8 protein-coding genes are annotated in these 11,347 nt (G+C 61.4%); 5 read left to right on the forward strand and 3 right to left on the reverse strand.

What is annotated here, in order from left to right; genetic code table 11:
* The first annotated feature begins 228 nt into the window (after positions 1 to 228).
* From J9870_RS13185 to J9870_RS13195, 3 genes are all read left to right on the forward strand, one after another.
* Positions 229 to 1,233: a cupin-like domain-containing protein gene (locus J9870_RS13185; RefSeq protein WP_210644673.1), complete on the forward strand. Its 1,005-nt coding sequence runs from the start codon at positions 229 to 231 to the stop codon at positions 1,231 to 1,233.
* A complete protein-coding gene (locus J9870_RS13190; RefSeq protein WP_210644674.1) occupies positions 1,230 to 2,600 on the forward strand; it encodes an MFS transporter in 1,371 nt (456 codons plus the stop codon). Before J9870_RS13185 ends, J9870_RS13190 begins: the two co-directional genes overlap by 4 nt.
* Positions 2,601 to 2,755: 155 nt before the next feature.
* Complete coding sequence (locus tag J9870_RS13195; protein ID WP_210644676.1) at positions 2,756 to 3,367, forward strand: aspartyl/asparaginyl beta-hydroxylase domain-containing protein; 612 nt, start codon at positions 2,756 to 2,758, stop codon at positions 3,365 to 3,367.
* 380 nt (positions 3,368 to 3,747) lie between these two features.
* Here the strand turns inward: J9870_RS13195 and syrC are convergent, their stop codons facing one another.
* From syrC to syrB1, 3 genes are all read right to left on the reverse strand, one after another.
* Positions 3,748 to 4,959, reverse strand: coding sequence for a syringomycin E biosynthesis aminoacyltransferase SyrC (syrC, locus tag J9870_RS13200; RefSeq protein WP_210644678.1), 1,212 nt, complete (start codon positions 4,957 to 4,959; stop codon positions 3,748 to 3,750).
* Between the two features lie 61 nt (positions 4,960 to 5,020).
* Positions 5,021 to 5,953 (reverse strand): syringomycin E biosynthesis L-threonyl-[L-threonyl-carrier protein] 4-chlorinase SyrB2, encoded by a 933-nt coding sequence (syrB2, locus tag J9870_RS13205; RefSeq protein WP_135845730.1) that lies wholly within the window; start codon positions 5,951 to 5,953, stop codon positions 5,021 to 5,023.
* An 18-nt stretch (positions 5,954 to 5,971) separates the two neighbouring features.
* Positions 5,972 to 7,819 carry a syringomycin E biosynthesis L-threonine--[L-threonyl-carrier protein] ligase SyrB1 gene (gene syrB1, locus J9870_RS13210; RefSeq protein ID WP_210644679.1) on the reverse strand — a complete coding sequence of 616 codons (1,848 nt, stop codon included), beginning with the start codon at positions 7,817 to 7,819 and terminating at the stop codon, positions 5,972 to 5,974.
* A 343-nt stretch (positions 7,820 to 8,162) separates the two neighbouring features.
* Between syrB1 and J9870_RS13215 the strand changes: the two genes are divergently transcribed.
* The gene (locus J9870_RS13215; protein ID WP_210644682.1) at positions 8,163 to 9,224 is read left to right on the forward strand and encodes a TauD/TfdA family dioxygenase; all 1,062 of its coding nucleotides are present in this window, start codon (positions 8,163 to 8,165) and stop codon (positions 9,222 to 9,224) included.
* Positions 9,225 to 9,258: 34 nt separating this feature from the next.
* Complete coding sequence (locus tag J9870_RS13220; RefSeq protein WP_210644684.1) at positions 9,259 to 10,956, forward strand: cyclic peptide export ABC transporter; 1,698 nt, start codon at positions 9,259 to 9,261, stop codon at positions 10,954 to 10,956.
* The last annotated feature ends 391 nt before the right edge of the window (positions 10,957 to 11,347 follow it).

The following is an 11,347-nucleotide window of genomic DNA, read 5'->3' on the forward strand; positions in this document are numbered from 1 at the left end:
CTGGGCGACTGCCAGTCGGCGGATCAATAGCCGTGAGGAAGGACGTTGGTGGTGGCGGGCGGGCGCCTGAAGTCCCTTCACAAAGTGAGAAAAAATTAGAGCATCCAGTGGGGGATGTCTGTCATGGGAAGCAGGGACAACGGCGAGGAACGGGGCTGTGCGGTGCTTGGGCGTGGTCGCGCGAGTCTGTTATACCAACGGCCCTGAGTGTGCTTGCGAGGGTCGAAAATGCCACTAATCGCCGAATCGGATCGCCCGGTATCGAAGTTCTGGAGCCTGTCCCGTTTTCCCAATCACCCGCAGGCGGGCCCGGTCGAAGTGATCGACGCGCTGTCGATCTCCAAAGAGGACTTCACCCGGCGGTACGTCAATCGCAACCGCCCCTGCCTGGTCAAGAATGCGGTGCGGCATTGGCCGGCGTTTCAGAAATGGAAGCGCCTGGACTACCTCAAAGCCCATTCACGCAACAGCGCGGTGGTGGTGCGTTCGCAGATCGTCTCCGAGGTCATCGGTTGGTCCAATCCCAAGGTCAAGGCCGAGCTGACCGAGTACGCGAACAGCGTCTATCGGGAAATGCCGTTCCACGAATTCCTCGCAGGCCTGGGGGAGGGTGATGGGCCATGGGTGGCCGACAGTTGCCGGTTTTCCGAAGGCTCGGCGATCGAGCAGATGAAAGAGGACGTCGGCGGATTGCCGTTCATGCCGCAGTTGGGCAAGTCCCGGCATTACCCGCCTCATCGCAGTTTCCTGTATCGCAACTCCTACACCGATTGGCATTTCCATGTCGTCGATGAAACCTTCATGGCCCAGGTGGTGGGCGCCAAGGAGGTGCTGCTGTTGCCGCCGGACGAAACCAGCTGGCGGGCGTTGCAGCCGGTGATCGAGCAGGCGGGTTACCTGTACGACATCGACACCGGGCGTTTTCCGGGTACCCGACAACTGCGAGCGCTGCGCACGGTGGTGGAGCCGGGAGATGCGTTGTACATCCCGGTCTACTGGTGGCACGCGGTGCAATCGATGGACGATGAATTCGGTGCCACCGTCGCGGCGACCTTCCCGACGCCCCTGCACGTCAGCGGCGACATCAGTTCGCCTATCGCCAGGCGGGTGTTGCGCACCTATCTGTTTTCCCGTTATGCGCCGGTGGTGTTGGGTGCGGTGGCCTATTCCCTGGGTTATCGGCTGCTGAGCAAGTTGATCGATGTCGCCATGCCTCGCGATGTGCGCCCATGAGCTTGGGCAGTGGTCGCCGGGGTTTTGATCTTGGCCAAGGTTTCTATTTCCTCTGGTGCGGAGAGTCGCTGGCGGTGGTCGGCACCGCGTTGATGGAGTTCGCCCTGGGCGTCTGGGTGTATACCCATACCGGTTCGGCGGTGGCCTTCGCCAATGTCGTGCTGGCGGCGACCTTGCCGGCGGTGCTGTTTCTGCCACTGGCGGGCGGGCTGGCCGACCGGATCAGCCACCGGGTGATCATTGTCTGTTGCGATGTGAGCCTGGCGATACTGCTTCTGGGGGTGATGGCGCTGCTCTGGTTCGAACGCCTGGAACCGCTGCACCTGTACATTTTCAATTGCCTGGCGTCCATTGTCGGGGCCTTTCGCAAACCGGCCTATCAGGCCGCCGTGAGTACCATTGTCGCCCCCGACAAATTCACCCGGGCCTCGGGGTTGATCAGCATCAGCAAGAACGCTTCGGCCCTGGTGGCGCCGCTGCTGGCCGGGGCGATCATGGCCAGTGCCGGGCTGGTGACGATCCTGGCGGTGGACCTGATTACCTTCTGCTCGGGCACCTTGCTGGTGATCAAGGCGTTCTCCCATGTGCGCGGTGCGTCGGACCGTCATGAGCGTACTAGCAAAGGCTCGGTGTTCGGGGGCGCGGTGAGCAACGTTGCGGCGGCACTGAAGTTTTTCATGGCCGAACGGCTGATGGCCGGGCTGCTGGTCTACACCATGATGCGTACCGCATTGTTGTCGCTGGCCACCTTGATGATGACGCCGTTGTTGCTGTCGACCCTGGGTAGTCAGACGCTGGGGATGGCCTACACCTGGGCGGCCCTGGGAGGCCTGGCCGGTGCGGGGCTGTTGATTTCCATGGGCAATCCGCGGCGCTTGATGGCGCTGGTGGCGGTGGCCGATCTGTTGCTGGCGGCCTGTGTCGTTGCCCTGGGGATGGTGTCGCAGGCCGTTGCGTACTGCGCGCTGGCCTTTGTCGCGATCACCATGGCGAGTATCGCCGATGCCAGCGTGAACTCGCTCTGGATGCGCAGGATCCCCGCCGGCAGCCGTGCCAGTGTCTTTGCGCTGATCAGCATGTTGACCATTGCCACCACCAGCCTGGCGGTGATCGTCGGTGGCTTCCTGGTGGATCACTGGTTCCAGCCGGCGCTGATGCCGGGTGGCCTCTATGCCGAGTCGATCGGGCGCTGGCTGGGCGTAGGGCCGGGGCGTGGCGTCGGATTGCTGTTCGTCGTGGCCGGCGGACTGTTTGCGCTCCTGCCCTTGAGTGTTTTGCTCTATGGGCCGATGCGCCGATTGGACGAGACGCCCACGCAGGCGGCCGTCGTACGGCTGGCCGACAACCCGCAGGTCGAGCCGCTGTAATGCCCGGCGTGGCCTGCTGTACCGGATTCCCGTGACAGACAGGTCGGGCCCGGTGGGTCAACCTTTGCAGGCTCTTCTGCTGTGCCCGTATCACGCGGGCAGGGCTGCCTTCGCAGCGTCATCGGAATCGACAACCCTCAATAAAAGGAGCAACTATGCGCCCGTCGTTTTATGAACCCAGCCGTTTTCCGGCACTCAAGAACCTGGCTGACAACTGGGAAGTGATCCGCGAGGAATTTCTTGCCCTCGATGCGCCGACCCTGACTATCAACCGTGTGGGCAAGTCGATTACCGAGATCGTCGACGAAGTGACCGCGCATATGGAGGCCGGCGGCGAGTATGGCTGGCTCTGGGGATGGGGTGACGACATGGACGTCATGCCGGAGTGGACCCAGTATGGCCTGGTCGCCTACGACACACCGATCCCCTACGCCCAGGCCGCCATGCCCGGCACCATCGAACTGTTGAAGAAAATCCCCGGCATCAAGCTTTGTGCCTTGCTGCGCATGGAGCCCAATGTGTTCCTCGGTACCCACTCCCACACCGGTACCTGGGAAGAAGGCTTGCTGCACATGCAACTGACCATCGACGCGCCCACTACCCAGAACTATGCCTACCTCAACGTCAACGGCAGCTTCAACCAGAGCACCAACGGTAACCTGGTGATCTTCGACGGCTCCCTCGACCACTTCGCCGTCAACGCTTCACGGGCACACCGGACTGTGCTGTATCTTGAGTTTCATCGTGAGAAGCACATGGTGGCTTGAGGTGGATCTGTGGCCGGGGGGAGGGTGGCGACCGGGAGATTGAGGTCGCCGCGATTCCATTGTGGGAGCGAGCTTGCTCGCGATGGTGGTGGGTCAGTCACTGGGATGGCGACTGACACGGCCCCGTCGCGGGCAAGCCCGCTCCCACACGTACGAGTGGAGGACACCGGATTTATTAATGCTGGAAAAACTCGTGTGGGAGCGAGCCTGCTCGCGATAGCGGTGGGTCAGTCACTGGTGATGGTGACTGGCCTGGCTTCATCGCGAGCAGGCTCGCTCCCACGGGATCTGTGGCGAACGCCAAGTCTGTGGCCCACCGAGAACCAATGTGGGAGCAAGTTCGCTCCCACAGGTTTTGCTTTGCCCCAGGTGTGCAGAGGTCAAACAGCCGTCGCTTCGAGGGTCGATTCCAGGAAGTGGAAAGCGGTGTGCTTCGAACGCTGGGTGGACTCGAAGAACGCCAGATGACTGCCGTTGCGTTCCACATGCAGCAGGGCGTCGCTGATGGCCTCGGCAATGAGCCGGGAACCGCCGATGTGAGTGGTTTCATCGGCGTCGCCGGCGACCACCAGGGTGGGCACGGTGATCTGTTCCAGGCGCGACTTCAACTCGGTCTTGTTCAGCGCATCGTTGAGCCGTGCATAGCGGTAGAACAGCTCCTCATTGACGTAAGGATAGAGCGCCGCATGGGCGATGGAGTCCGGAATGGTCGCCAGTGTCGCCTGGTCCAGGAACAACGCCTGCAAGTCGCTGGCTTCGTTACGGTCCACGGCGGCCGATTCCATCAGCCATTCGAAGTTCTGCTGGTGGGCGGTGCGCAGGCTGTCGTCGCCCAGGTTGTAATCGCCATGCCAAAGGCTCAGGGAGTTGACCCGATCCGGATAGGTGGCGGCAGCGCTCAGCGCAATCACCGCCCCGCCGCAGATGCCCATCAGGTGCGCGCTCTGCAATCCGTAGTGATTCATCACGTTGATCAGGTCGCCGACCTGGGCGTCGGTATCCACCGACAACTGGTCGAACGAGGTGCAGGAACCGAATAGCCCACGGGTTTCCCAGGTGACCACGAAGAACCGCTCGCTCAGTGCGTTGAACCACTCGCGGCACAAGTCGAATGGCATGCCACAGGGCAGGGCCAGGACGATGGCCGGGCGCTGGCGCTCGGTACTGGCGTGGACCGATAGCGCCACGTTGTCGCGGGTGATCAGGTGCAGTGTCTCGACCTCGGGCACTGCACCGCTGAAATCGAAGTGTCTGACCAGGCGCCCGAACTCCTTGGCACTGTCGACGTCGTCGAAGTGGTCGTAGGAGAAATCGAGCGCCTGGCAGATTTTCTTGCTGATAAACATTTCGAAGGACGACAGTTGCGTCTCGCCGTCGTGCAAGTACTGCACGGCTTTGACGCCGATCCGTGCGAAGGCGGTGCTGACCGCCCGTTCGGTGGCTCTGACGCTAGGGGAGGCCTGGTCGGGTGACAGGTCACTCCCCTGGGCGAGAAAGCTCAGGCAGATAGGATCGGGCAGATGGATGGCAAGGTGCCTAAGCATCCTCACGGTCTCACACAGGCGCGTGGCTGCGTCGGTGGAAATAGTCATGGATTGGGGGACTCCTGTCAGGCACGTTGCGCATGCCAACTGTCATATGGCACTGAAAAAATCAGACCGCTTCGAATTTCTTGCCTCGGGTGGTATGGGTGACAAGGCGGTTGTATTCCGGGGTCTTGTCCCCGATCACTTGGACCGCACCGTATTTTTCCAGGCTGATACGACCGCCGTATTCCTCGATGTGGTCGGAGTCCGGATAAATCTTCACGAACGACGGCACATAGCGCGAAGCGAAGCCCATGCGCATGTCCTGGGACTCACCGCTGTGGGGATAGGAGGCGTGCATCAGGGTCGACCAGAAAATGATGAACTGACCGGCCTTCATCTGCATGGGCACGGCGGCGGCTTCGTCAGGTTTCCAGTTCTCGTCGATCTGCAGCTGGCGATAGTCATAGCCGAAGAAACCGCGTCGCACACCATCCTTGACCACCGAGTTGTTGGTCTCGGGCTCGTAGCTCATGCGCTTGGTTTCGTCGTAGTTCATGCTGTTCTGGGTGCCGGGAATGAATTGCAGGCAACCGTTGGCAATGTTGGCGTCGGTGAAGGCGGTCCAGACCGTGATGGTGCCACCGAAGTCTTCATTTTCCGGCCAGAGAATCTGCGGTTTGCCCGAGGCATTGGCAAAGGTGTCGGCCTGGTGCCAGTCGGTGCCTTCGTCGCCCGGGTATTTAGGGAAAAACTCGGTACGCCAGCACAATACATCCGGGCCGAGAATGCTCTCGACGCGGTCGCAGATCTGCGGGCGACAGATATGACTGGCGAGGAATTCGTCGTCCAGGTGGCGATCATAGTTGGCGATGTTGGTGGCGCCGGAAATCGCATCCAGATCCTGGTACGCCGCAGCGCTGCGGTCGAGCAGGCGCAGACGGGTGCGCTTCCAGGTCTCTTTCATTTCTTCTGGCGAATAGGCGTCGAATGGTCCGATGAAACCGTTCTTTTCGAAGGACGCACGTTCTTCCGGGGTCAAGGCGAATTTTTTGCTCATGGGCTTTTTCCTTTTCGGTCAATGGGCTTGAACAAGGGAACGCTGGATGCAGCCGGCCAACACTTTGGCGGTCGCGCCATCTGCCAGCACGCCTGGGTCGAGGTTGACCCGGTAATGGGCCTTGAGTGTGCTCAACGAGCGGATCAGGGCCAGGGAGGTGCCGCCGAAATCGAAGAAATCATCGTTCAGGCCGATGTTCTTCAGGCCGATATCGTCCGACCAGACCTTGAGCACGAACTGCTCCTGTTCGGTGAGGCCCGGTTCGCTGGCGTGCTCCACGCTCGAAGGCACCGATTCAGGCGAGGGCAGGCGAGCCTTGTCGATCTTGCCGTGGTCCGTGACCGGCAATTGCGCCAGCGCAATGTAGGCCGAAGGACGCATGTAGTCCGGCAGATTGGCGGCCACCAGCGCGGCCACTTCGCTGCGGGTCTGTTCGGTCCAGGCCTCGACGCCCTGGGACGGCACCACGTAGGTGACCAGGCGCCAGTCGCCCTCGCCGTAATCGTGGCCGACGACATGGGCCGCGGCGATGGCCGGGCTGGTTTGCAGGCAAGCCTCGACTTCTCCCGGCTCGATCCGGAAACCGCGGATCTTCAATTGTTCGTCGCAACGTCCGGCGTAGCGGTACTCGCCGTCATCCCCCAGGACTAGCAGGTCTCCGGTGCGATAGGCTCGGCTCGAGGTGCCCGGCAACTGGACGAAACGCTCTGCGTTCAGGGTGGGACGATTCAGGTAACCCAGCGCTACACCGGCGCCCTCGATGTACAGCTCACCGGGGGTGCCCTGGGGCACCGGTTGCTGATCGGCGTCGAGCAGATGCAGACGCCAGCCATCCAGTGGCGCGCCGATGGAAACCATGGCGGCACTTTCCAGGTCCTGGCCGAGCACACGCTTGAAGGTGGTGTGGACGGTGGCTTCGGTAATGCCGTACATGTTGATCAAGGCCGGCTTCTGGTCGCCATGACGCTCGACCCACGGGCGTAGCACGGTGGCCGGCAGCGCCTCGCCACCGAACACCACATAGCGCAGCGCCAGAGGGGCAGGGGCGGAGCGATCGGCTTCATCGAGGCCACGGAACGCCGAGGGCGTCTGGCTCAGGACAGTCACGCCCTGGTCAGCCAGCCATTGGCGCATCTCACTTGGCGAGCGCGACACATCGTAAGGCACGACGGCAACGTGGCCGCCGTGGGCGAGGGCGCCCCAGATTTCCCAGACCGAAAAATCGAAGCCGATGGAGTGGAACATCGACCAGACGTCGTTCTCGTTGAAGGCGAATGAACGCTGGGTGCTTTCCAGCAGGCGGCTGACATTGCCGTGCGCGACCAATACACCCTTGGGCTCACCGGTGGAACCGGAGGTGTAGATGACATAGGCCGCGGCCTCGTCGGGGTTGCGGCGGTCGGCGTCGGCCAACAGCTCCAGTGTCGGGCCGGCCAGCAGTTCGGCCAGGGGCAGGACACGCACGGACGTGCTTTGTGGCAGGTCGGCCAGTTCGCCGATCATCAGGCTCAGGCCGCTGTCGCGAACGATGTGTTCGACACGCTTGCCAGGGTACTGCGGGTCGACCGGGACATAAGCGCCACCGGCCTTGAGGATGCCCAGCAAGCTGATGACCAGGTCGACGCCGCGTGGCAGGCACATCCCCACCAGCATCCCGTCCTGGACGCCTTCCTGGCGAAGCCGGGCCGCCAGCTTCGACGACGCCGCGTCGAGTTGGGCGTAGCTCAATGAGCGCGAGGCGTCGGACACCGCGGTTCGCTCGGGGAATTCGCGGGCCCGGGCGATGAATAACTCATGCAGCAATGCACCAGGCGTGAGGGGGGCTGGCGCGGATTTGACCGATCCGCCAGTGTTCTTAATCGGCATGACTAACGCTCCTGTTAAATGCCACGTACAGCGTGTTTGCGTGGTACGCAAACCGCTGCACTCGATACGTCACTGCGGCCCACGGGATCGTTGGAGGTACCTGTGCGAATCGCAGCTGGCGCATTTCAGCACCGACTTCGTGCCTGCGTCTGTCGGGGGAAATGGGGACAAACGATCCTGATGCGGATCGACCGTGTCGGTGCAGCGGCAGGTGCCGGGCTCTGTCCCGGTTTGCGGTGCCAGACACCATCGCGGATCAGTGTTTTTATCCTTGCCCGATGGTGGGGCGCATTGATTCGGCCCTGCGACGTGGATCCGAGGATCTGTGGTTCAGGAGTTATGCATGAGTCTTCAAACTGACGCTTCACCCGTCATGCCCGCTGACGGGGTGGCGGATTCACTCGTCTGGCCCGGTCATGGCGCCGGCGAATCGGTAAGACTGTCGTCACTCGCCGACGGTTTGAGTTTGCCCGTGGTGATCGAACCCATCGAGCCGGGGCTGGACCCTTCGCTGTGGGCCAGCACCCATCGCGAGGCGATCGAAGCGTTGCTGTGTCGCCACGGCGCGGTGCTGTTTCGCGGTTTTGATCTCGCCTCGGTGCCGGACTTCGAGGCGTTCGCCGAAGCCCTGTCGCCCGGGCTGCATGGTAGTTACGGCGACCTGCCGAAGAAGGAGGGCGGACGCAACGTCTACCGATCCACGCCATACCCCGAGCGCGAGATGATCCTGTATCACAACGAGAGTTCGCACCTGGAAAGCTGGCCGCGCAAGCAATGGTTCTACTGCGAGCAGCCGTCACGGGTCGGCGGCGCGACTCCCCTGGCGGACATCCGTCAGGTGCTGCGATGCCTGCCGGCGGAGGTGGTGACGCGCTTCGAACAGAAAGGCTTGATGTACAGCCGCACCTTTACCGTCGGCGTCGAGCCGAGCTGGGAATCGTTCTTTGGTACCACTGACCGCGCGGCTGTCGAGCAGCGTTGCCGGGAACAGGGCACCGATTTCGAATGGCTCGACGACGAAACGCTGCAAGTGCGTACGCTCTGCCCGGCAGTCATCGAGCATCCGGTGACGGGCGAGCGTGCTTTCTTCAACCAGGTCCAGCTGCATCACCCATTTTGTCTGGGCGAGGAAATGCGTGAAGACCTGCTCGATATATTCGGTGCCGATCGTCTGCCGCGCATGGTCAGTTATGGCGACGGAACACCGATAGAAGACAACGTCATGGCGTTGCTCGGCGAGGCCTATGAGGCCTGTGCCGTCAGGTTCGCCTGGCGCAAGGGCGATGTAGTGATGCTCGACAACATGTTGGCCGCCCATGCTCGCGATCCTTACGAGGAGCCACGCCTGATTGTCGTGGCCATGGGCGAGATGACCGCCCGCGGCGACGTATGGCAGCCAGCGTGAGCCCTTTCGCGACTCCATTCGAGGACAGCAACCCATGAAAGAGAAAAAAGCGAAGAAGCCGAAGCCGGGCTCGGTCATGCGCCTGTTGTGGCGCAACCATCCCTGGCTGACACTCTTTACCTTGATCTGCGGTGTCATCAGTGGGGTAGCGTCTATCGCGGTGGTGAGCGTGATCAACGAGGCGATCCACAATGATGGCTCTCGCCTGCACGCGCTGTACTGGTTCATCGGGCTCAGTGCCACGGCGCTGATCTTGCGCAACGGTGCAGCCTTGTTCCCGGCTTACGCCAGCATGCGGATCATGACGCGGTTGCGCATCGCGCTGTGTCGCAAGATCCTCGCCACGCCGCTGGAAGAGGTTGACCGGCGCGGCCCGCCCAATGTGCTGACCATGTTGACCAACGACATTCCGCAACTGAACACCACGTTGATCATCATCCCCACAGTCCTGGTCGAGATGACTGTCTTTCTGTTTGGTATCGCCTACCTGGCTTACCTGTCGTGGGTTGTCCTGGCCTTGACTGTCTCACTGATGATCCTGGGGGTCGGGCTTTATCTGTTTTTCTTCACCAGCGGCGTCAGATACACCGGTCGTGTACGGGACGAGTTCACTGCATTCAACGAATACACCCACGCCCTGGTGTTCGGTCTCAAGGAACTGAAGCTCAATGGCGTTCGGCGGCGTTGGTTCGGTCGCTCTGCCATCGAGGCATCGTCTATACGGGTCGCGCGCTACAACTTTGTCGAGCGTCTGTGGTACACCGCCGCCGACAACGTCGGCCAGTTCACCTTGTCCTTGCTGATCGGTTGCCTGTTGTTCGCCGCGCCACTGGTCGGTGCGGTCGAGCCGAAAGTCATGACGGCCAGTGTGTTGGCCGTGCTGTACATCATGGGGCCGCTGTCGTTGCTGGTGGGAGCGATGCCGCTACTGGCGGCGGGGCGGGTCGCCTGTGCTCGTCTTTCGGAATTCGGTTTCTCGATCAACGATCCGCACCCAGACCCCGTCGAGACCCCAGCCCCCAAAGTGCATCTGCTGGAGCATAAAAAGTCCTGGGACAGCATCGAGTTGAAGGATGTGCAGATGCACTATCAGGACCTGCACGCAGATGCCGGTTTCTCTCTGGGACCTATCGACCTGAGCGTGCAATCCGGGGAGTTGGTCTACATCGTCGGTGGCAACGGTTGTGGCAAAAGCACCCTGGCCAAGGTGATCTGCGGGCTTTACATCCCCCAAAGCGGTGAGGTGCTGCTCGATGGCTCACCCATCACCGATGAAAGTCGCAGTGACTATCGAGACTTGTTCTCCGCAGTGTTCTCCGATTTTCATCTGTTCAATCGCCTCATCGGTCCCGATGAGGAGGACGGCAGCCCCGCATTGGCCCGTAAGTATCTGGAAACCCTGGGGCTGACCGACAAAATCAAGATCGAGGGGCTGGGTTATTCAACCACCAAGGCTTTGTCGTATGGCCAGCAGAAGCGCCTGGCGCTGGTGTGTGCCTACATGGAAGACCGACCGGTCTACGTGCTGGACGAATGGGCGGCAGACCAGGATCCGCCGTTCAAGAAATTCTTCTATGAGGAATTGCTGCCCGATCTCAAGCGTCGTGGCAAGACGGTGCTGATCATTACCCATGACGATCAGTACTTCCAACTGGCCGATCGCATCATCAAGTTGGTCGATGGGCAGATCGTTTCCGATACCAGCTGCGCTGTCCGCGATAAGCGCGCCTGAATGTCGATTTCGGCGACGTTGTCCGGCATGCGAGGTCGTGACAATACCTCTGCGCAACCGTGAAGGATACCTGGCTTCAAACCCCACCTGGCAGGCGCGTATGGGTTGTCGGGGGCAAGGCCATGCAAGGTCGACCCGCTTGTTCAACCGACACCATGCCGCGCTGGCTGGCTGCGCGGATCTGCTTCAACTCCAGGCGTGCCTGTTGCGTTTTCCCCAGGCAGCACTGACAAATCTCTGAGAAGGAACGTATGAAATTTTTCTTTGCGCGTGCTGTGGATGACGTTGTTGCAACGAGCCTTTCGGCCAACCGGTGTCACGAACAACCTCTGAGCGGGATTGCTCAGAGCGGTCCGTTGTCGGTGGACGGACGAGTGTCGGAGGCGCGGGT

This window comes from Pseudomonas sp. Tri1 (assembly GCF_017968885.1).
Lineage (GTDB): Bacteria > Pseudomonadota > Gammaproteobacteria > Pseudomonadales > Pseudomonadaceae > Aquipseudomonas.